22 protein-coding genes, 5 tRNA genes and 1 pseudogene are annotated in these 21375 nt (G+C 50.0%); 22 read left to right on the top strand and 6 right to left on the bottom strand.

Annotated features, from left to right (window positions below):
• Positions 1-106: 106 nt before the first annotated feature.
• From alr to ACFFK0_RS12345, 4 genes are all read left to right on the top strand, one after another.
• Entirely contained in the window at positions 107-1309 is a 1203-nt protein-coding gene (alr, locus tag ACFFK0_RS12360; RefSeq protein WP_377470515.1) for an alanine racemase, read from the top strand.
• 184 nt (positions 1310-1493) lie between these two features.
• Positions 1494-1775 (top strand): CopG family ribbon-helix-helix protein, encoded by a 282-nt coding sequence (locus tag ACFFK0_RS12355; protein WP_377470514.1) that lies wholly within the window; start codon positions 1494-1496, stop codon positions 1773-1775.
• A gap of 3 nt (positions 1776-1778) precedes the next feature.
• Positions 1779-2129, top strand: coding sequence for a type II toxin-antitoxin system PemK/MazF family toxin (locus tag ACFFK0_RS12350; RefSeq protein WP_377470513.1), 351 nt, complete (start codon positions 1779-1781; stop codon positions 2127-2129).
• A 123-nt stretch (positions 2130-2252) separates the two neighbouring features.
• The gene (locus tag ACFFK0_RS12345) at positions 2253-4436 is read left to right on the top strand and encodes a Tex family protein (protein WP_377470590.1); all 2184 of its coding nucleotides are present in this window, start codon (positions 2253-2255) and stop codon (positions 4434-4436) included.
• A gap of 192 nt (positions 4437-4628) precedes the next feature.
• On the opposite strand, the gene cmpA is transcribed toward ACFFK0_RS12345, so the two are convergent.
• Together cmpA and ACFFK0_RS12335 are read right to left on the bottom strand one after the other, a co-directional pair.
• A complete protein-coding gene (cmpA, locus tag ACFFK0_RS12340; RefSeq protein ID WP_377470512.1) occupies positions 4629-4778 on the bottom strand; it encodes a cortex morphogenetic protein CmpA in 150 nt (49 codons plus the stop codon).
• Positions 4779-4854: 76 nt separating this feature from the next.
• A complete protein-coding gene (locus tag ACFFK0_RS12335) occupies positions 4855-5211 on the bottom strand; it encodes a hydrolase/acyltransferase (RefSeq protein WP_377470510.1) in 357 nt (118 codons plus the stop codon).
• A gap of 108 nt (positions 5212-5319) precedes the next feature.
• On the opposite strand from ACFFK0_RS12335, the gene ACFFK0_RS12330 reads away from it, so the two are divergent.
• The 8 genes and pseudogenes from ACFFK0_RS12330 (at position 5320) to ACFFK0_RS12295 (ending at position 8076) form a co-directional block, all read left to right on the top strand.
• Positions 5320-5808: a SprT family protein gene (locus ACFFK0_RS12330; RefSeq protein ID WP_377470509.1), complete on the top strand. Its 489-nt coding sequence runs from the start codon at positions 5320-5322 to the stop codon at positions 5806-5808.
• A 14-nt stretch (positions 5809-5822) separates the two neighbouring features.
• A tRNA-Asn gene (locus tag ACFFK0_RS12325) sits at positions 5823-5898 on the top strand.
• A gap of 10 nt (positions 5899-5908) precedes the next feature.
• Positions 5909-5996: transfer RNA gene (locus ACFFK0_RS12320), tRNA-Ser, on the top strand.
• A 175-nt stretch (positions 5997-6171) separates the two neighbouring features.
• A tRNA-Glu gene (locus tag ACFFK0_RS12315) sits at positions 6172-6246 on the top strand.
• Positions 6247-6262: 16 nt separating this feature from the next.
• Positions 6263-6335: transfer RNA gene (locus ACFFK0_RS12310), tRNA-Lys, on the top strand.
• 14 nt (positions 6336-6349) lie between these two features.
• A tRNA-Leu gene (locus ACFFK0_RS12305) sits at positions 6350-6432 on the top strand.
• A 171-nt stretch (positions 6433-6603) separates the two neighbouring features.
• Positions 6604-7748 (top strand): annotated as a pseudogene (locus tag ACFFK0_RS12300) (DUF2264 domain-containing protein).
• Entirely contained in the window at positions 7741-8076 is a 336-nt protein-coding gene (locus tag ACFFK0_RS12295; RefSeq protein ID WP_377470508.1) for a hypothetical protein, read from the top strand. Before ACFFK0_RS12300 ends, ACFFK0_RS12295 begins: the two are co-directional and overlap by 8 nt.
• 94 nt (positions 8077-8170) lie before the next feature.
• On the opposite strand, the gene ACFFK0_RS12290 is transcribed toward ACFFK0_RS12295, so the two are convergent.
• From ACFFK0_RS12290 to ACFFK0_RS12275, 4 genes are all read right to left on the bottom strand, one after another.
• A complete protein-coding gene (locus tag ACFFK0_RS12290) occupies positions 8171-9517 on the bottom strand; it encodes an MFS transporter (RefSeq protein ID WP_377470507.1) in 1347 nt (448 codons plus the stop codon).
• A 112-nt stretch (positions 9518-9629) separates the two neighbouring features.
• Positions 9630-10415, bottom strand: a complete 786-nt coding sequence (locus ACFFK0_RS12285) for a metallophosphoesterase (RefSeq protein ID WP_377470506.1) — start codon at positions 10413-10415, stop codon at positions 9630-9632.
• A 12-nt stretch (positions 10416-10427) separates the two neighbouring features.
• Complete coding sequence (locus ACFFK0_RS12280; RefSeq protein ID WP_377470505.1) at positions 10428-10862, bottom strand: VanZ family protein; 435 nt, start codon at positions 10860-10862, stop codon at positions 10428-10430.
• A gap of 81 nt (positions 10863-10943) precedes the next feature.
• A complete protein-coding gene (locus ACFFK0_RS12275; protein ID WP_377470503.1) occupies positions 10944-11489 on the bottom strand; it encodes a hypothetical protein in 546 nt (181 codons plus the stop codon).
• A gap of 242 nt (positions 11490-11731) precedes the next feature.
• Between ACFFK0_RS12275 and ACFFK0_RS12270 the strand changes: the two genes are divergently transcribed.
• The 10 genes from ACFFK0_RS12270 (at position 11732) to ACFFK0_RS12225 (ending at position 21126) form a co-directional block, all read left to right on the top strand.
• On the top strand, positions 11732-13669 hold the full coding sequence (locus ACFFK0_RS12270; RefSeq protein WP_377470501.1) for an asparagine synthase-related protein: 1938 nt from the start codon (positions 11732-11734) through the stop codon (positions 13667-13669).
• Positions 13670-13685: 16 nt separating this feature from the next.
• A complete protein-coding gene (locus ACFFK0_RS12265; RefSeq protein WP_377470500.1) occupies positions 13686-13823 on the top strand; it encodes a paeninodin family lasso peptide in 138 nt (45 codons plus the stop codon).
• Between the two features lie 136 nt (positions 13824-13959).
• Positions 13960-14871 (top strand): aldolase, encoded by a 912-nt coding sequence (locus ACFFK0_RS12260; protein WP_377470499.1) that lies wholly within the window; start codon positions 13960-13962, stop codon positions 14869-14871.
• A 15-nt stretch (positions 14872-14886) separates the two neighbouring features.
• Positions 14887-15195, top strand: coding sequence for a lasso peptide biosynthesis PqqD family chaperone (locus tag ACFFK0_RS12255; RefSeq protein WP_377470497.1), 309 nt, complete (start codon positions 14887-14889; stop codon positions 15193-15195).
• On the top strand, positions 15173-15703 hold the full coding sequence (locus ACFFK0_RS12250) for a lasso peptide biosynthesis B2 protein (protein WP_377470589.1): 531 nt from the start codon (positions 15173-15175) through the stop codon (positions 15701-15703). Before ACFFK0_RS12255 ends, ACFFK0_RS12250 begins: the two co-directional genes overlap by 23 nt.
• Positions 15687-16877, top strand: coding sequence for a nucleotidyltransferase domain-containing protein (locus ACFFK0_RS12245; RefSeq protein WP_377470496.1), 1191 nt, complete (start codon positions 15687-15689; stop codon positions 16875-16877). The genes ACFFK0_RS12250 and ACFFK0_RS12245 overlap by 17 nt, the downstream gene beginning before the upstream one ends.
• Before the next feature lies 1 nt (position 16878).
• Positions 16879-18675 carry an ABC transporter ATP-binding protein gene (locus ACFFK0_RS12240; RefSeq protein ID WP_377470494.1) on the top strand — a complete coding sequence of 599 codons (1797 nt, stop codon included), beginning with the start codon at positions 16879-16881 and terminating at the stop codon, positions 18673-18675.
• Positions 18676-18721: 46 nt separating this feature from the next.
• Positions 18722-19228 (top strand): tyrosine-type recombinase/integrase, encoded by a 507-nt coding sequence (locus ACFFK0_RS12235; RefSeq protein ID WP_377470492.1) that lies wholly within the window; start codon positions 18722-18724, stop codon positions 19226-19228.
• 514 nt (positions 19229-19742) lie between these two features.
• Positions 19743-20498 (top strand): YveK family protein, encoded by a 756-nt coding sequence (locus ACFFK0_RS12230; RefSeq protein WP_377470491.1) that lies wholly within the window; start codon positions 19743-19745, stop codon positions 20496-20498.
• Entirely contained in the window at positions 20479-21126 is a 648-nt protein-coding gene (locus tag ACFFK0_RS12225; protein ID WP_377470490.1) for a CpsD/CapB family tyrosine-protein kinase, read from the top strand. The genes ACFFK0_RS12230 and ACFFK0_RS12225 overlap by 20 nt, the downstream gene beginning before the upstream one ends.
• Positions 21127-21375 lie beyond the last annotated feature (249 nt).

Below are 21375 nucleotides of genomic sequence, written 5' to 3'. Positions count from 1 at the left end.
GAGACGCCGTTACCATGAGAAAGTGCACTTTTTTACTGAAAATAAACATGTTTCCGCGGCCGGTTTTCCGCACGTCGCTCAGTCAGGCTCAGGATGGTGAAGACACGTGGATTCTTATTATCGACCCACATATATAGAGGTTTCATTAGATGCTCTCGATCATAACATCAAGGCGTTCCGTCAATCGCTTGCGGAAGACATCGCGATTGTCGCCGTTGTCAAAGCGGACGCTTACGGCCACGGTGCGGTGGAAATTTCGAAGCAGGCGATCCGCTCGGGCGCCGATTATCTAGCCGTAGCGTTCCTCGACGAGGCGCTGGAGCTCAGACAGGCCGGTATCGATGCGCCGATCCTTGCGCTGGGCTACACGCCGCCGGAGGGCCTAGAGCTCGCCCGCCGGCATGGTATCACGATCAACGTCTACAGCCCCGAGGTGCTGGAGGCGATGGCTCTGCTGCATCCGGCCCAGCCCGGAGAGGCCTCCGCCTTGAAGGTGCATGTGAAAATAGACAGCGGGATGGGGCGGCTCGGTTTGCACCGTGAAGACGAGGCGATCGCCTATATCGACCGTCTGCTTCATATGCCGGGGATTGAAGTGGAAGGTTTGTTTACGCACTACGCCAACGCCGATGAGCTCGACAAAACGTATACGCTCGAGCAGCACCGGAAGTTTACGCGGGTGGTGAATCATTTTCAAAGCAAGGGTGTGCATTTTCGTTATATTCATGCGGGCAACAGCGCCGCGGCGATCGATACGCCGGAGCTTACGTACAACATGGCTCGGCTCGGTATCTCGATGTATGGGCTGTATCCGTCGGACGAGGTGGCGCGCAGCAAGATTGAGCTGAAGCCGGTGCTCAGCTTGAAGACGGGGATTGTGCACCTGAAGACGCTGCCGCCGGGTTCGGGTGTCAGCTACGGCACGAAATACTACACTACGACGGATGAGAAAATCGCGACGCTGCCGATCGGCTACGCCGACGGGTTTTCCCGGATGCTTTCCGGTAAAGCGCAGGCGCTCATTCGGGGGCACAAGGTGCCGATCGTCGGACGGATCTGTATGGATCAATGCATGGCGAATGTCAGTGAGGTGCCGGACGTGTCGCAGGGGGACGAGGTGACGCTGATCGGTACGCAGGGCGGGCACACGATTACGGTAGAAGAAGTAGCTGATCAGCTGGGGACGATTAATTATGAGATTATTTGCATGATTTCGCACCGCGTGCCGCGCGTGTATACCCGCGAGGGCCGTGTCGTACAACGGATCAATCCGCTTCTGCGGCATGTGTTTCATACATTTACCATGTAGAGTTTGCAACCTTTCGGGAAGGAATATACGGCGCTGCGGCGAATAGTAGTAAATACAGAAGATCTGCACAAGTCGGTTACATAAGCGATATATCAGCTGCATATATATGCTTCTGTATAATATTGCTTGATAGGCGTCATACTGGTAATACCGGTTTGCATGTTTTACGGGGGTGCGAGAAGCGGTGAGCAATGTGCATAATACGAAGAGGATCATGATTAGTTTACCGGACCATTTGCTCCAGGAAGTAGACGGAATCGTGGAGAAGGAAAACTCCAACCGGAGCGAGTTTATCCGCCAAGCGATGAAGCTATACCTGATGGAGCGCAAGAAGCGCAGCCTGCGGGAGTCAATGCAGCGGGGTTATATGGAGATGGCAAAAATCAACCTGCACATGGCTTCCGAAGCTTTCATCGCGGAGGTGGAGGCTGACCGGGCGCTGGATCGCTTAGTGAGCGGGGTGTGATCGTTGATTGTCAAACGTGGCGATGTATTTTTTGCAGACCTGTCCCCGGTGGTCGGGTCTGAACAGGGCGGCGTCCGTCCGGTTCTAATCATCCAGAATGACATCGGCAACCGCTTTAGTCCGACCGTGATCGTTGCGGCCATTACGGCCCAGATCCAGAAGGCGAAACTGCCGACGCATGTCGAGATCGATGCGGAAACTCACGGCTTCGACCGGGATTCCGTCATTTTGCTCGAACAGATCCGCACGATCGATAAGCAGCGGCTGACCGACAAAATTACCCATCTCGATGAAGAGACGATGGGCAAGGTCGACGAGGCTTTGCAAATTAGTGTGGGTTTGATAGAATTCTGAATAGAGATCGTGTACGGGCGAGGGTCGCAGATCCTCGTTTTTAGTTTTTTATAGGGGTTATTTGTTGGGAGGCTGCGCGTACATATGGAAAATTTAACGAAGGAAGAGCTGAAGGCCGCACGAATGGAGCTGTCGGAGGAGCAGACGGCGGGTATTCGGGAGCGCATTCTGAAGCAGCTGGCCGGGGAGCTCGGCATTGCCCACGGCCGGGTGAAGACAGCGGTCGGGCTGCTGGATGAAGGCAATACGGTTCCATTCATCGCCCGCTACCGCAAGGAGATGACCGGAGAGCTGGATGAGACGCAGCTTCGCGATATTGAAGAGAGGCTGCAGTATTTGCGCAATCTGGAGGACCGCAAGCTGGAGGTTATTCGGCTGATCGACGAGCAGGGCAAGCTGTCGGAGGAGCTGCGGGGTGCGATTGAGCTGTCCACGAAGCTGCAGGAGGTCGAGGATCTGTACCGGCCGTATCGGCAGAAGCGCAAGACGCGCGCCAGCGTTGCCAAGGAGAAGGGGCTGGAACCGCTCGCGGAGTGGATGCTGTCGCAGCCCCGGCGCGGATCGCTGCAGGACGAAGCGGCGAAGTATATCAATGCTGAGAAGGGCGTTGGGAGCGCAGAGGAAGCGGTGCAAGGCGCCATGGACATCATCGCCGAGCAAATTGCGGACGATGCGAAGGTGCGGGCCTGGGTTCGCCGGCATACGCACGATCATGGGGTGCTGCATACCGCAGCGAAGGATGCGTCGGTCGAGTCTGTGTATGAGATGTATTATGCGTATCAGGAGCCGGTGAAGCGGCTGCCGCCTCATCGCGTGCTGGCGATCAACCGCGGGGAGCGGGAAGAGGTGCTGAAGGTAAGCCTGGAGGTCGATCCGGCCCGGATTCACGAGTATATCGCGAAGCAGTATGTGCGTCCGGAGTCGGTGGTACGCGGTGAACTGCTGGCTGTCGTCGAGGATTCGTACAAGCGGCTGATCGCGCCTTCCATTGAACGGGAGGTGCGCGGGGAGCTGACGGAGAAGGCGGAGGAGCATGCGATTCAGATTTTCGCGGAAAATTTGCGGAATCTGCTGCTGCAGCCGCCTGTGAAGGGCAAGGTTGTGCTCGGCGTCGACCCGGCGTATCGGACGGGCTGCAAGCTGGCGGTGATCGACCCGACGGGGAAAATGCTGGAGATCGCAGTAACATACCCGACGCCGCCGAACAACAAGGTGGAAGAAGCGAAAGCGAAGTTCAAGGCGCTGATTGCCAAATACGGCGTCGAGCTGATCGTTATCGGCAACGGAACGGCGTCGCGGGAGACGGAGCAGTTCGTGGCGGCGCTGATTGCTGAGCTCAAGGGACAGCGTTCTTTGCAGTATTTGATCGTCAGCGAGGCGGGGGCGTCCGTCTATTCGGCCTCGAAGCTGGCGCAGCAGGAGTTTCCCGAACTCGATGTAGCCGAGCGGAGTGCGATCTCGATCGCCCGGCGTCTGCAGGACCCGCTGGCGGAGCTTGTCAAGATCGAGCCGAAGGCGGTCGGAGTCGGGCAGTATCAGCACGATGTCGCGCAGAAGCGCCTGGAGGAGAGCCTGAAGGTCGTCGTAGAGTCGGCGGTTAACCATGTAGGGGTTGACCTTAATACGGCGTCGCCGTCGTTATTGTCGTATGTGTCCGGTGTCAACGCGACGACGGCGAAGAACATTGTTAAATACCGCGAGGAAAATGGGGAATTCGTCGACCGCAAGCAGCTGCAGAAGGTGCCGCGCCTCGGCGCGAAAACATTCGAGCAGTGCGTCGGCTTCCTGCGCATCCCGGGCGGACGAAATCCGCTGGATAATACGCCGATTCATCCGGAGTCTTACGATGTTGTGGACAAGCTGTTCCGCGAGCTGCGGCTAGAGCTAAGCCAGCTCGGATCTGCGGAGCTGAAGGAGAAGCTGGGAAGGCTGGAGCCGGAGGAGCTGGCCGTGAAGCTGAATGTCGGGGTACCGACGCTGCGAGACATTCTCGACAGCCTGCAGCGGCCCGGCCGGGACCCGCGCGAGGAGCTGGAGGCGCCGATCTTCCGCTCGGACGTTCTGCAGCTGGAAGATCTGAAGCCGGGAATGGAGCTGAAGGGGACGGTGCGCAATGTGATCGACTTCGGCGCGTTCGTTGACATCGGGATCAAGAACGACGGTCTCGTCCATATTTCGCAGCTGAGCGATAAGTTCGTCAAGCATCCGATGGATGTCGTTTCGGTCGGCGACACGGTCACGGTGTGGGTGCTCGGGGTCGATGAGAAGAAGGGCCGGGTTAGTCTGACGATGAAGAAGCCAAAGTAGACGGAGCGTAAGGCAGACCCTCGGACATTCGCTTGAGCTTCGTTTGACGGGACGGGTTCGGTTACCGGACGGCTGCAAAGCGCGGGGCTGTGTAATATGAGAACGGAACGTGTCAGCCGATTAAATCAAAAAGCCCTAAACGTCATTTGCGTTTGGGGCTTTTTGCGATTGATTTTCCTGCGTATGTTCGCTTTAATTCGAGTTCGGATTCGGGTTCATATCGCTTTCATCGGACGTCAGCCGGGTTCTGTAGAAGAACCAGCTGTCGTTCAAGAGCTGTATTTGCCGGCGGTTCTTGTTGTAGAACGCCCGCATGAGCTGATTGCACAGCCATTGCGGCATGGCGGCCATCCCCTTCTTTGCTTGACTACTAACAGCATATGGGGAGGCCCAGTTCCGTGTGCTTGGCCGGGCGAAATTATGCGTCCTCGAGCTCTTCCTCGTACCACTGTTCCAGCTGAGCCTGCAGTGCGCGAATTTCCGTCAGGAGCGAGATGAGGGGGTACGACTTTTCCTCCACTGCGGCGAATGTCCGCTCCAGTTCGTTCACATACTCGAGACCGGGGATGACCCGCAGCAGCGTACCGACCGGCTCCAGCTTCTCGCATTCGGCAATGACGTCAGGCAGCTGCGGAACGCTCTCGGCGGTCAGCTTGGCAAGCTCCTTGTGCAAACGCTGATTCAAAGCCGTGAGCTGATACAGGTGAGTTGAAGGGAACTCCACCGCTTCGACGGATGCACCGTGCTTAAGAATGGCATAATGAAATTTGGACATGTAGGGCGCACTCCTCTGCTTCATTGCTTTATTACTTGACAGTGTAGCCCATAGGGATGGCATAATTCAAGTAGAAGCTTAGCAAAAAGGAGGCGCAAGACCCGAGCCATGGATGATCAGCAGCTGCAAGACTGGGTGGAGCGCGTATCGCTGTCGTCGTTTGGACTTCCTTTCCGTCACAAGGCGAGATTCAACCGGCGGCTGCGGACGACCGGAGGGCGGTATTTTACCGGGTCGCATGATATCGAGATCAGTCCTGCCCAGCTGGAGACGTTCGGTCCCGAGGAAGTCGAGAAGATTATCAAACACGAATTATGTCATTATCATCTGCACATTCTAAAACGAGGATACCGGCACCGGGACGCGGACTTTAAGCAGCTGCTCCAACAGGTCGGCGGTTCGCGTTACTGTCAGTCGATTCCTCACGCGGACGGCCGCGGGCCGAGACGGCTGCCATACCGGTATAAGCTCGTTTGTACGCGCTGCGGTACGGAATATATGCGCAAGAAGAAGCTCGATGTACGGAAATATTCGTGTGGCAAATGCAGGGGCAGATTACAAACGTATACTCTTGACTTGACCGCCAAAACTGAATAGAATAAGGTTACCGTTCCCCGATAGCTCAGTCGGTAGAGCACTCGACTGTTAATCGAGTTGTCACAGGTTCGAGTCCTGTTCGGGGAGCCATTCACACCATGGAGAGATACCCAAGTGGCTCAAGGGGACCCTCTGCTAAGGGGTTAGACTGCGTAAGCGGTGCGAGGGTTCGAATCCCTCTCTCTCCGTACGATGACTTTGAAGGAAGCTGCCCTCCGGGTACTCCCGGCGTGCAGCTTTTGCTTGTTATTAGGCTGATTGCTGCCGCGAGAGCGACAAAAGCACTAGGATGAAAAAAGTGCTTGCTATCATCGACATAATCCGCTATAATAACATTTGTCGCCTTAAGGGACAACTTAATACGGCCCGTTGGTCAAGGGGTTAAGACACCTCCCTTTCACGGAGGTAACAGGGGTTCGAATCCCCTACGGGTCACCATTTTCTTATCAAGTTCGAGCCATTAGCTCAGTCGGTAGAGCACCTGACTTTTAATCAGGGTGTCGTAGGTTCGAGTCCTACATGGCTCACTCTAATTGCATACGCGGTCGTGGTGGAACGGCAGACACACCATCTTGAGGGGGTGGCGGGTGTATACCCGTGTGGGTTCAAATCCCACCGACCGCATTCCAAGGAAAGCTTTGAATGTGATTTACATTCAAGGCTTTTTTCTATTCCATTTGAAATGATGGGAAACATATTTCTATGGAAAGCGGTAGACTTGTTATTGTGTCAAGCAGAGCTAGCGTGTTAAGTTGGTAATGGAGTGGATGGAACCCAGGAAACCCAAACGCGGAGGTGCAGCAGGTGAACGATCGAGCCTTATGGTTGGATTATGTGAGACGTGTCGCTGAGCCCGTTTTGCAAGCGCTTGCGGCAGGTGAGCTGAAGAAGCGAATGCCGGTGCGCGGAGTGACGGAAGATCGTCATTTGTATACACACCTGGAGGCGCTGGGGCGAACGCTGGCTGGACTTGCCCCGTGGCTGGAGTATGGCGCAAGGAGCGGTCACGAAGGCGAGCTAAGGGAGCGTCTGGCGGAGCTGGCAAGACAAGCGATCGAAGCGGGGACGAATCCGGAATCGCCGGATTATATGAATTTCCGGCACGGCGGACAGCCGGTTGTGGATGCGGCATTCCTGGCTCACGCGCTGCTGCGGGCGCCGGGAGTATTGGCGCGCAAGCTGGAGCCGCGGGTTCAAGCGAATGTCGCAGCCGCCTTGAAAGCAACGAGACAGATTCGGCCGGTCTTTAACAACTGGCTGTTGTTTTCGGCTATGGTGGAAACCGCTCTGGATGCTCTCGGAGAGCACTTTGATCCGATGCGGGTCATTACGCGCTTCGCCAGCACGAGCAGTGGTACGCCGGCGATGGGGCGTACGGAGATGGGCCGGATTTTCATTGGGACTATTATAATAGCTTTGTCATCCACCCAATGCTTCTCGATATCGTAGAGGCGCTCGGCGACCGGTATCCGGAATGGGAACGGATGCGGGAGCCCGTCCGCAGAAGAGCGCGGCGGTATGCGGCGGTGCAGGAACGGATGATCGCGCCGGACGGGTCGTTCCCGGCCATCGGACGCTCGCTCGCTTACCGCTGCGGTGCGTTTCAGGCGCTGGCGCAGATGGCGCTGCGCTGCGAGCTGCCGGATGGCCTGGAGCCCGGAGCGGTCCGGTGTGCGTTAACGGCCGTGATCGAACGGACGCTTGGCGCGCCGGGCACCTTTGATGAAGACGGCTGGCTGACGATCGGCTTGTACGGCGAGCAGCCGGAGCTCGGCGAAACGTACATCTCGACAGGCAGCTTGTATTTATGCATGACTGTGTTCCTCCCGCTTGGACTCCCCCCGGAGGATCCGTTCTGGAGCGGTCCGGAAGCGCCTTGGACGAACAAGGTGATTTGGTCGGGCGGCAGGGCAATAATAGATAAGGCGCTCTATGAATAGCGGACATTGGGGGTACAATATTGCATTAGCGGGTTTCGTCCATTTGCTGGCCTGGATGCTGATCATCCTGACGATGTTCGGAGAAGCGTTCTCGTGGGTTCTCATCCCGCCAGTTAACAATAGACCGGCCTTTATAACCATATCCCTATGGTTATTGGAAGGAATGGCGGTTGCATGGCTGATCGTTTCCCCTATACACAAGCTGATGGCTTCACGTACGGCGGACTGGCCGCGCTGCAGGCTTGGTTTCCAGCTGGCTTTGAGCTTCCTTCATATTATAGTCATCGCTTTGTTGATTATCGCTGTTGCCGGATCTGAAGATTTATGAACGAACAGGCACCTTTGGCCGGCCGGAAGTCCGGGGCTTGAGGTGCCTGCTTTTTTTCGGAATAAAGTCGATCAATGGGGACTATGGTTCTGCTCTACGCATAATCCTGCTCAACCTTGACCCGGACATGGAACAGCAATCCGATGATCACAAGGATAACCAGCGAACCGAGCGCGATGCGCGAAGCCAGGTTGCCGGTTTCAGCCAGCAGCAGTGTAATCGTACCGTATATCGTCGGACCGACGATTGACGATACTTTGCCCGAGAAGGCGAACAGACCGAAAAATTGTCCGCGTTTCTCCGGCGGTGTCAAGTTGACGATCAGCGTGCGGGACGTTACCCACATAGCGCCCATGGCAACGCCGTATAACGAGCCGGCCACCCAGAACATTGCCTGATGGTAGGCTAAGGATGCAAGGGTTACAGCAACGATCAGCAGGAAAGCGACCAGGGTGACGGCACGCTTCGCCCCGAGCGTGCGGGCTACATAGCCGAACACGAACGAGCCGATGATGCTGGATACGGTCGAGGCCAAATAGAGCAGGATGAACTGGCCTGTAGTGAAACCGACGATAGCCTTGGCATAAATGGACATGACAGCGATAGCCGTTGCAACGACATCGTTAAACATGAAGTAGGCGATCATGAACAGGAAAATCTGCTTATAACGCCGCGCCTCTTTGAACGTTTGTACAATATCGGCGTAGCCGCTCCACCAGGCCGGCTTGCGGACGGCAGAACGAGCCGGTGCTTGGGGCTGCGGCCGCTCCTTGTAGAAGAACCAAATCGGGAGGAAGAAGAGCAGGAAAAGTAATGCAGTCGGAATGAAAGCATTGTGGTAAGCTCCTTCGCCAACAAGTGGATATACCGACAGCCCCACTAATGTCCCCACATAGCCTACAGCAACGCCGAAGCCCGACACAACAGCCACTTCTTTGCCGCGGGCAATATCCGAAATCATAGCGTCATAAAATATAAGTCCGGAGTTGTAGAAAAATTTGGCGAACATAAAAGCGATTAAGACGAGTGCCAACCCGGCGTTGAGCCCGAACCATTCGATGCTTGTCGACCAGTTCGCCGCGGCGCCCATGAGCAGGGTGCTGATAATACTCAGTAAGGTGAACGGAATCAGATACGCTTTTTTCTTGCCGGTTCGGTCGATCCAGGCGCCGAACAGGGGGGCGAGAAGAACGAGGAAGAAGCTCGAAATGGAGTTTGTGTATGTTACGAAGGTACTGGCTATTTGGTTCATAATCTCGTTCTTGCCGATGACATCCTGCAGATAGAAAGGAAAGAAGATTGTAACAATATTCGATGTGAAGATTGTATTGGCGAAGTCATACAACGCCCATGACATAATCGGCAGGGACAGAAACAAAGCCATAGGACTGCGGGGGGCAGGCTTCAGGACCGCGTCCGGTTCGTTCAGCTTCGGGCTCATCGGATGGAATGTCCTCCTTCAAAATTCGACTGCAAACGTTATCTTCCATCTATTTGGCCATCCCCCGACAAAATCCTGCCGTTTACGAAAATAAAAAGTATTCCATGTCACTTTACAGCTCATGAACGGTAGCTTCGCTGCGAACGAAGAGACGGATATTAATACCGGTTTGCCCAAGTCCTTTGGAGATATAGATGGTCCCCCAGGGCGTTCGATGCAGTCCTTTATAGATGCCCATTGCGGGAAGCTTGCCCATGGGACGGAGCTTGAAAAAGTAAGGAATATTGAATTGTTTGCCATGGAGATGCCCGGCCATTACATAGTCGTAGCGATTGCTTATTTTCGGTGCAATGTTAGGATCGTGCGTAATGACAATGCGGGTCAGGTCATCGGTTACACCGGCAAACGAAGGAGCGATTCTGCTCTTTCCGCTGCCGAAATCATCTATTCCGATGAGTTGAAACCGGTCCAACCGGACATTCTCGTTGCGCAGCACCCGGATACCGTGCTTCTGGAGCATCTGCAGCAAGGGCTGCAGCTTACGCATGTGATGGTCGTGATTGCCGAGCACGGCATAAACGGGCACATTGCTTTCTTGAAGGACTTGCAGATATGGCCGGAGCTTCGGTAAGTAGATGCTCTTCTGTGTAAAATCGCCGGTCACAACGACCATGTCGGGGTGTTCCGATTGAATGAGTGCAGCGATACGCTCAGGGCGGATGCGTAATTTTTCGATGTGGAGATCGCTGAGCTGAAGAATCTTCACTTGCAGGCCGAGCGGTAACCGAACGCGTTCGACCTTCAGCCATTTGGTGGGTAAGATAAGCAGCAAGTAGGCTAGCAGACCTGCGGCGAGTAATCCTGCCAAGACCACAAACAGTTCCGCTGCAGGGCTCATGAGCATTTCTCCTTAACTGGACAATCCGGATGCGGTGCGTGATCTAACGAACTGATACATGCCGATAATGACATAAGCAGTAACGATACCGCACAAATCAATGATAATGTCATAGAAACGACCGTCCCGGTTAAAATAGAGCTGGATCCATTCCGTAGCAAACGCAAACAGAAGAGAGCCGGCGATTGCGTAAGCGTTCTTCCTAAATACATTATATAGAAGAAGATTCATAATTCCAAAAGCGATGAAGTGCCCGATCTTGACGGTTACCCAATCCGGATGAATCTTCCGTAAGTCGGACATGACGAAAAAATCCCCCAAATTCGGATGGGGGTTAAATATAAATAGTACGATTCGGTGCTGCAGCAGCAGCTCCAGATTGAATGTGCTTGTAAATACAGCGATGACAGCGCACCAGATCAAGGCAAGAGCGATGCGGAAAGTCAAAGGAACCACCTCGTATAGATACATTTTGTAGATACAAAATGTATCATACCATGAGGCGCCGAATAATATCAATGTCGCTTCTTACCCTCGAACGAGTGTCAGCTCACCGTTAACGTAAGAAGCGATCACGGCATCATCGATCTTGATCGTATAATTTCCTGTGGGCCATAAGGGAAAATCGGTGTTTTCCGCTTTGAAATTGTCATATAGCTCTGAAGTGGCGACTAATATATGGTTGAGTTCCTGCAGCAGCTCTTGGTCGGTCATATCGAAATTGTTCGTGGCTCTTAACTTGCCTGGCATCGAGTTGCCTGAATCAAGTTCCAAAGTGGCGGAGAGCTTGCCGGTGAACGTATCTCCCCCGAATGTAATTTTGCGGACTACAAAATGATTCGATCTGACGCTATTTTCGATTTGATGCTGAAGAATGCCGATCCAGGACACTTTGGTTAGCAGATTCACTTGTTCCGACAGTTTCTCAACTTTCACTTGCTGCAGTTCAATGATCCGGTTCTTTTCATCTATGTCCCGCTGTATGGCGAGGGCGACGAAGCTGAACGCAAGGATGCCCAGGACAATCACTCCGCTTAGAATAGTGATGATGAGCTTCGGACGCTCGATCTCCATCTATTGATCTCCTCCCTAATAAATCAATTAAAGTTTAACACAACCGATTTGAAATTGTTCACGAAAGCTGTTGTCGAACCGTTGGAATGATTATGAAACGGAAGGCATACAATAGTCAGCAATTTGATTGATACAAATAGTATCAAAACGTATTGACAATATACATATTGTATCCTAATATGGATTCAAGGATGATTTTGTCGAAGCAAATGGACGAATTCGCCAAGCTTCGGGGGGGACAGATGAGTACGATTGTCGGCATGGTATACGAGAGCGAAGAACTTCTTCGAATAGAAGAAGAAAGCCGATCGATCATGAATGTTATTCGGCAACAGCCGGCAGACGATTCGCAAATGTGGTCCTTAGGTCGGGTATTCTTTGGATGCCATGCCCGGTGGATTACGCCGGAATCCGTAAACGAACGATTGCCGTTCTATGAAGAACGCCATCAAGTAGCGATTACTGCCGATGCGATTATCGACAATCGAGCGGAGCTGGTTCAGCTGCTGCAGATTGAATCTTCGATGCGAGATCGGATTACTGACAGCGAGCTGATCCTGGGCGCTTACTTGAAGTGGGGAGTGAGAGCGCCAAGGTTTTTAGTCGGGGACTTTGCATTCATGATTTGGGACCAGAAGCGCGGTATGCTCTTCGGAGCTCGCGACTTGGTTGGCAATAGGACACTTTATTACAATAGGGACCGGCAGCGGCTGGCCTTCTGCACGACAATAACGCCGTTATTTGCCTTGCCCGCTGTGAATAAAGGGTTAAACGATGCATGGTTAGCGGAATTTCTTGCTATTCCCGCTATGCTCGATTGCACCGACACTTCATCGACCGTCTACCGAGGTATCCAGCAGCTACCGCCGGGTCATTCCTTAACATATCGAAACGGTAAGTTGACGGTTTCATCCTATGGTACGCTGGTGCCGGAGGAGAAGCTGTGGCTGAATAGCAACGAAGAGTACGAAGAGGCGTTTCGAGACGTGTTTGATATTGCTGTAAAGTCGAAGCTGCGCACTCATCGTGAAGTAGGTGCTACGCTTAGTGGCGGGCTGGATTCGGGTGCTGTTGTAAGTTTTGCGGCGCAGGCGTTAAGAAATGAAGGTAAGCAGCTTCATACGTTCAGCTTCGTGCCTGTCCCCGATTTTGAGGATTGGACCGGCAAGAAGGAAGTGGCGGATGAATCTCCTTACATCCGGTCGACGGTAGAGCACGTCGGCAATATACGCGATCAATATTTGAGTTTTGCCGGCAAGAATCCTCTAACTGAAGTTGATGATTGGCTTGATATTCTCGAGATGCCCTACAAATTTTATGAGAATTCTTATTGGATCAAAGGCTTCCACGAACAAGCCGCACAACAGCAAATCGGCGTTATGTTGACGGGGGCCAGGGGGAACTATACCATCTCTTGGGGCTCGGCGATTGATTACTATGCGTTTTTGTTGAAAAGAATGCATTGGGTACAGTTTTACCAGGGAATTACCTTGTTCAGCCGCAATATGGGGGTTCGGCGCTCGCGGTTACTTCCTCGTGTGTTGAAGCACGCGTTTCCGGTCCTGCGTCCAACGGCTCGCTCCGATTCCCAAGCGGATATCGTGCCGCTGATTCACCCGGATTTTGCCGAGAGGACGAAGGTGTTCGATAGGCTCCGAGATTATGATGTCGGGTTAACGGAAAGTTCAACGAGTATTCTGGATGAACGGGAAAGGCACTTTCTTGGTTTATCCGTTATCAGTATGCAAGGGACGTCCAGCACCAAGCTTTCGCAGAGGTATTCATTGTGGGAGCGGGACCCTACCTGCGATCCGCGTGTCGTGCGCTTCTGCCTGTCGATCCCTATTGAACAATATGTTCAAAACGGTATCGGACGCTCGTTAGTCCGGAGAGCGACAAAAGGGTACTTGCCCGATCGCGTGCGCCTTAATTCCCGGGTGCGGGGGGTACAAGGGGTGGATTGGCTCCACCGCATGCTCCCTGCATGGGGCGAGTTTGTCGACGAGCTTCAGCGTTTGTGTGCCGACTCGGCGGTGATGGGGTTGCTGGATATCAAGGCGATTCGTGAAGCTATGGCTAGAATCGGCGGAGTACCCCGCCCTGAACATGCTTTTGATCCCGATATACGTCTTTTGATGCGCAGCATCATCGTATATCGGTTTGTCAAGAAACACGCTTGAAAGGAGGTGAATGCGCATGGAAAAGAAAGTATGGGAAGCACCAGCTCTGGAAGTTCTCGAAGTTAGCCAAACAATGGCTGGCACAGGTGTATCGAAAGTGGACTTTACTTACGTAAACGGTAAGCTTGTCGACCTCGACATCTACGACTCCTAGAATTTATTTCCTTCCTAATCCCCATCATCTGATGGGAACCAAATCGGCTTTAAGAAGCAGCCCTTATGCAATTGAACAAATTGTTTAAGGGCTGCTTTTAAAAAACAGAAACAGAACGCTAATCGGATAGAAGGCGATGCTTATTATTTCCACTATAAATAAAACAGTCTATGCAGGTTTCGGACTGCTGCTGTCAAGCGAGATCGCTTTGCCTGAACTGCTGGTGAGCGATGCCCCGGATCTACAAGCGGACGTAAACATTACATATGGTGACTTGACCGGCATTCAAGATCATGTAGAAGGCTTTGTAAAGGTGATTGATGGCGACGTCTATTTCCACGTTCCCCGCGTTGCCCTTTATTGCGTTCGGGGCGGGAAGCAGATCATCGTGACTCCTATGCCGAAATCCGATATCGCCCAAGTACGGCTCTACGTGCTTGGAAGCTGTATGGGGGCGTTATTGCTGCAAAGGAAAGTTCTTCCGCTGCATGGTAGCGCCGTTGTCATAAATGGGAAGGCGTATGCTTTCGTCGGAGAATCCGGGGCAGGCAAATCTACGCTTGCTGCCGCATTTGTAAGTCAAGGCTATTCATTAATCAGTGATGATATCATTCCTGTATCGTGGTCATCCGAAGGTACACCGATGGTAACTCCTTCGTATCCTCAGCAGAAATTGTGGCATTCGAGTCTGGAAGGGCTCGGCATGGAAGCGGAACGGTTTGTTCCGTTGTATGAAGAGGGCGCCAAGTTCGCCGTGCCGGTGCCGTCATCTTTTCAATTTTCCAGCGTCCCATTGGCGGGTATATTTGAACTCATTCGTGGAGACGGCGAGCTTGAACGAAAGCATCTGGTTGGATTGGAACGATTTCCGGTGCTTCAGAACCATACCTACCGTAATTTTTTAATTCCTCTTTTGGGTGCAAACCAATGGCACTTCACAGTGACAGCTCAAATATTGAGCAAAATTAACCTTTATCAGCTGCGGAGACCATCTGAAGGATTTACTGCGCACCAGCTTGTATCCAACACTTTAGAAGTCGTCCAATAGGGGGGCAGATAGCAGATGAAGACTTGGGAAGACGTAAAAGACCAGACTGTCGTTCAAACGAAAGGGAATTTGATCAGCAATATGGATGGCGGCATCGTTATGATGAGTGTCCAAAGTGGTAAATACTACAATTTGGGCCGGGTCGGAGGAAGAATCTGGAGTTTGATTGAAAACCCGGTTTCCGTAAGGCAGCTTATTTCTACGCTCATGGAAGAGTACGAGATCGGGGAAGTCGAATGCCGTGAACAAGTACTCAAATTTTTGAACAATTTGCAAGAGGAGCAGCTCATTCATGTTGGAGATGAAGTCGCAGTCAATTCGTAAGCGGCCTCTGCCAGTTGCCATATGGAGACATATCAGCGGTTTTTGGAAGCTGAAGCCGGGAACGAAGCTGCTTCTGTTTGAAGCGTTTGTAGCTTTGGGCTGGGCACGAATTCGAAAAGCTATGCCGTTCTCACGAATTGCTCCTTCACTTGGGGAATCGATGTTGGAAACCTCCCAGACGGCGGATCCGAGCCAGGTTCGAACCATTATCCAGATCTCGCAGGCGGTTCGGCTGATGAGCAGATACACATTGTGGGAGAGCAAATGTCTGGTTATGGCTATGGCGGCAATGAAGATGCTGGAGCGGCGTCGGATTGAGAGTACGCTTTACTTAGGTACGGGCAAGGATGAGGCCGGAAAAATGATAGCACATGCTTGGCTTCGCAGTGGAGAGTTTACGCTCACGGGTGCGGAGGAAATGCATCGTTTCACCGTTATAGCAATATTCGGTAAGGTAATAGAAGGATATAAGAATGCAAGGGGTTCGAAGGATGGACAATCCGTATAGCAAACATGCTGTATCGTTCTCGGCGGAGTTGCAGCTGCTGCTGTCAATTCTCGGCATCGCAAACGCTCCAGATCTCCCCAGACAAATTTTGAGTCGTTACACAAACCTGGATTGGCGGCTTTTTTTTGATTTAGCCGGCCACCATCGTGTTCGCCCCTTGGTTTATTCACTGTTAAGTAAACAAAAAGAGGATTTGGCGCCGCAGGAAATTATCGGGAAACTTAAAGGCGAGTATGTAAAAAATACTTTTGATATGCTGCGTTTAACAAATGAATTGGAACGAATTCATCAAATGCTGGAACTCAATGGAATTCGGTCCATGATCTTAAAGGGGCCGGTTCTGGCGGCTTCCATTTATGGTGATGTGTCGCTTAGAACTTCTAAGGATTTGGATATCTGGGTTCCGTTTCGCGACTTGGAAAAAGTCGAGGATTTATTGTTAAAGGAAAATTATCAGGTAGCTCAGGAAATGCGTCTTCTTTACGGCAGGAAATGGAGAGACCATCATATTTCCTACTTTAATAAAGAAAAGCGAATTGAAATTGAACTTCATTGGAGACTTAGTTCCGATTGGGGTAATGAACCGGGTTTTGATGAACTCTGGGAACGGAGAGCTGCCAGTTCTTTGACCTCTACTCCATTATATCATCCGCAAATGGAAGACCTGTTCCAATATTTGGTGTGCCATGGGGCAAGACATGGATGGTTTCGTCTTCGGTGGCTGTCCGATATCGAACAGCTTCTGCGAAAGCAGTTGGATTGGGAGAAGATTGTCCATAACTGCAACAAATACGAACAATCGAAACTAGTCGGTCAGTCGCTGATTTTATGTAACCGATTATTTCATACGCCTATTCCTTCGGAGCTATGCACGCTGATGAGCAAACGGGCAAATCAACTTGCAAACGATGCAATAAGTTTTATCCAAGATAAAGTGAACTTCGCAGCTGAGAACCATACGCCTTCCCAAATTCGTCGGCACCAGAAATATTTGTCGGCCATTCAAAGCTCCAGACAAAAATGGATATTTTGGTTAAGCCGGTTACATCCGACTTCTTGGGATGCCGCAACATTACCTTTGCCTCGAAGTCTCCATTTTTTGTATTTTTTATTGCGCCCGTTTTTGATTGTTTGGCGAAAAAGGAAGCGGCACGTCCAAGCAGAGGAGCTATAAGATGGCATTGTTGTTTCCCTATATTAAGAAGTTCCATGCGATCTCCGGCTTTAAACTATACTTAAATTTCATATTGATGATTATAGTCGCCATGTTTGAGGGGATTTCCATTTACTTGATCATGCCCATGCTGTCCGTTACCGGAGTGTTTGATATGGACAACAGCGATATCCCTGTGATTTCATGGCTGACTGGAATCGTTTCAACCATTCCTGCTTCATGGCAATTGATAGTCCTGCTAGTTTCGTATGTGGTTCTGGTTTTGGGTCAAGCATTGCTGCAACGATATCAAATTATTATTAATAATACCATTCAACAAGCATTTTTCCGGACATTACGAATAGAAACTTATGAAGCATTATTGTATGCAAATTGGAGCTTGTATGTGAGAAAAAGGAAATCGGACATCAACCACATGATGACCACCGAGTTGGCTAATGTAAGCATTGGCACATCTCAAGCCCTCCGACTTGGAACCTCGCTTGTTTTTTCAATAATTCAAATTTGTTTTGCCATGTGGCTTTCAATAAAGCTTACATTATTTGTTATGATCTGCGGGATATTGCTGGCTTTCTTCTCCCGGAGGTTTCTTAAAGATGCGAAAAAACTTGGCAGCAAAACGAATAAGTTATCGCAAGAATATTTGGGTGGAATCACAGAGCACTTTAATGGCATGAAGGATATTAAGAGCAATCGGCTGGAAGATCAGCATCTGGATTGGTTTCAGAAACTTTGCCGTAGAATGGAACACAATTATATAGATTTCGTTACATTACAGTCTACTTCACAAATGTTTTACAAGGTCATATCCGCAATGCTGATCGCTGTGTTTGGGTATGTATCGCTTACGTTATTTCACGCTGAAGTTGGGCAAATTGCAATTATCGTTATCATTTTTTCAAGAGTGTGGCCTAGTTTTTCAGGTTTCCAAGCAAGCTGGGAACAAATCCAAACGACCATTCCAGCTTTCAAGAACGTACTTGAAATGCTGAAGGAATGCGAAAATTCGAAAGACTGGGTGCTTGGAAGTAGGGATAGTAGTCCGAATACGGTAAATTCCGGCTTGGAACTAGAGAGTCTGGAATGCCGTCAAGTGTACTATAAGTACGACAGCACCCTAACTTCCTACGCTCTTGAAAATATTAATTTGCGTATTCTAGGGAACCAAATGACCGCTATTGTCGGGAGTTCAGGCGCAGGCAAGAGCACGCTGATAGATCTTCTCATTGGACTGCTTAAACCGGAACGAGGACAGATCCTAATTAATGGAGTTCCGCTATTCGAGATGAATATGTCCGATTACCGCAATATGATTGGTTTTGTATCCCAGGATCCATTTCTGTTTCATACCAGTATTCGAGAGAATATGCAGCTTGTGAAGCCGGATGCAAGTGACGAGCAAATGTGGGAAGCCTTGAAAGCATCTGCATCGGAAGGATTCGTTAAAAAACTGCCTAACGGACTTGATACGATTGTTGGGGATCGTGGAATTCGGTTATCGGGCGGTGAAAGGCAGCGTATCGTTCTTGCAAGAGCTCTGCTGAAAAAACCGGCTATACTGATTCTGGACGAAGCGACAAGCGCGTTAGATCATGAGAACGAAGCGATCGTTCAAGATGCTCTTGAACGGTTAAAGGGTAAGATGACAATCATAGTGATTGCACACCGACTGTCTACGATTAGGAATGCAGATCAAGTTATCGTGTTAGAGAATGGAAGGGTTATCCAGCAAGGCGGATATCAACAATTGACCAATGAATCAAATGGGGCATTCAGCAAAATGCTGAGATATCAATAAGTTCGACCCGAAATTTAATTCTCAATATGATGAAGAGGTGCAAGGAATGCAGATCGTGCAGCCTATTAAGGAGAAGGAGAAAATAGACGAAATTCAAGCTATTCTTATGAACCAATCGATGAGAGATTGGCTTCTATTTACATTCGGAATTACTTCAGGTCTGCACTTGAACGATTTATTAATGCTGCAAGTTAAACACGTTAAGAATAAAACCACCGTTGTTCTTCAGGAAGAGAAGACAGGCAAAGAAAAAAGTTTTCCCTTGAGTGAGGAATTGCGCGAAGCCATTGCAGAATATATACAAGGGATGCAGGATGAGGATTTCTTGTTTCGTTCCCAAAGAACAGGAAAGCCGATCAAACGAATTCGGGTATACAGAATTCTCAATCAGGCTGCCAAACAAGCGGGTTTGGAAGACATTGGAACCCATACGTTACGCAAAACGTTTGGTTATCATTATTATTTGCGTACTAAAGATGTCGGCAAACTGAAAGATATTTTTAATCATTCGGCACCTTCTGTGACACTAAGATATATAGGCGTCAGTTCGTAAATCATCCGGTCGTATCTTGACTAGATACAAAATGTATCATAAAGTAGTAGCATAAGACAAAGGGTAGGTGTCGCATGGAGAGGGAAAATATAGAAATTGATGTAAAAAAGGTGCTGTTAGAGCTTGAGCTTCGACCGGATACCATCCTGACCACTCTTGCGAATCAGGATAAGTACACACTATTGAAATGTCTATTTGACACCGATGACCAAACGAAATCTAACATATAAGGTGAAGATTCGATTTTAATAAAGGAACGAGCCAAACTCGAACGGGAAGGTAAGTTCCTTTTTCTTCTAGCGCTAATGAAAACGAATTAAGCGATTTTCAAAATTTCTCTTGACACAATACAGAATGTATCCTAAATTTAGGATATAGATGTTACAATGTGTATCAAATTGGTAAGTGATGTTTCTTAATCGGGAAAGGAGTCGACATAACCGGACAATTGTAGAATTGAGCAGTATGAATACTGGTTGTCGGAAAAGTTTACACAACTTTACGGAGGTTGGATATGGAACTCGAGTTAAAAGATTATCTCCAAATTATCAAGAGACGGATCTGGATTGTCTTTGCTGCAACGTTAACAGTGATATTGGCGGCAGGGATATACAGCTTTATTCTGGTAACGCCAATTTACCAAGCGAATATAAAGCTGATTGTGAATAAAACCAATGAGTCACAGAATGTATCGAGTATCGATATTAACTCTTTGCAAACAAGCTTAAGACTCGTAAGTACCTATAAAGAACTGATCCGAACACCTGCAATCATGGATAAAGTGGTGGAGAAATTCCCCGATCTTAAGCTAAGCGCCGAGCAGCTGAGCGGTAGAATTGCAGTAACTGCTTCAACCGATTCACAGGTTATGACGCTGGTCGCAAGCGATAGTTCCCCGGAGCGGGCTGCGAAAATAGTAAATGCGGTGGCTACAGTGTTTAAAGAGCAGATCCCCACTATTATGAAGGTCGATAATGTATCCATCCTCAGTGAGGCGAGAATGCCGATTAACCCGACTCCTGTCAATGTAAACCCAAGCTTGAACCTAGTTATTGCACTTGTTGTAGGAGTACTGCTCTCCATAGGTATCATTTTCCTGCTGGAATTCCTGGACGATTCGATTAAGACGGAGAAAGATGTATCCAGACATTTGGGGATTCCGACATTGAACGTGTTTCCGAAACTGAAGGAAAGCGACTATAAGGTGAAAAATCGCAGAACAGCTGCACGAACGGTAGGTGAGCATACATATGCCAGCGCAAATCAGTAGTAATTATTCATTGATTACTGAAGTTAACCCGGATTCTTCCGCTTCCGAATTGTATAGGTCCTTAGGAGCGAACATTCGGTTTGCCGCTCTGGACGAACCGGTAAAGTTAGTGTTGGTAGCATCGGTTAAGCAGGACCCGAGCAAATCTGAGATGATCGCAAATCTTGCAGTAACGTATGCCCTCGAGAAAAGAAATGTACTTCTCATTGATGCGAATCTTCGCAAGCCGGAACTTCATCGTTACTTTCAAACGGAACATCGTATCGGTCTAACAGACATCTTATCCGGTCAGCAAAGCTTTGACGGAGCTGTTGCAAAAACGAAAATCGAGAATGTTTCGCTGATTACGGCAGGAGCATTGCCGTTTAACCCTTCGGAAATGTTGTCATCGAAAGCGATGAACTCGCTTCTGAACGAAGCGAAGGCAAAGTACGATGTCGTTCTGATTGATTGCCAGCCCATTCTAGAAGCGGTTGATGCGCAAGTGCTATCGGCTATTTGCGACGGTGTGGTGGTGCTCGTTAACAGCGGCAAAGTGAAAAGAGCGGAAGGTCAAAAAGCGATCGCTACATTAACTCATGCCAAAGCTCGTATTTTAGGGGCCGTCTTGAATAACTACAACCTTTAGAATGGAATATCACTGAACAGGTAATGTCTACTGTACCTATATCACTGTAGGCACTCGGTCATGCTGTGGGTTGATTTTAACCTTAGACGTTAATCGTCAAGGGTGTGACGTGAGGAAGGGTTTGATGCCCGCTTTTAGAAATGTAAGTTATATCGTTTTGCAAAAGACGATATAACTTACCTTTTTAAATGAGCATTTTGCATAAACCAGAGCCCTTGCTAGACAAAGGTTTTTGAACATAAAAAAGGG

This window comes from Paenibacillus chartarius (genome assembly GCF_042432825.1).
Taxonomy (GTDB): domain Bacteria; phylum Bacillota; class Bacilli; order Paenibacillales; family NBRC-103111; genus Gordoniibacillus; species Gordoniibacillus chartarius.
The sequence above is the reverse complement of the archived record's forward strand: the minus strand, read 5'-3'. Positions and strand labels throughout refer to the sequence as shown.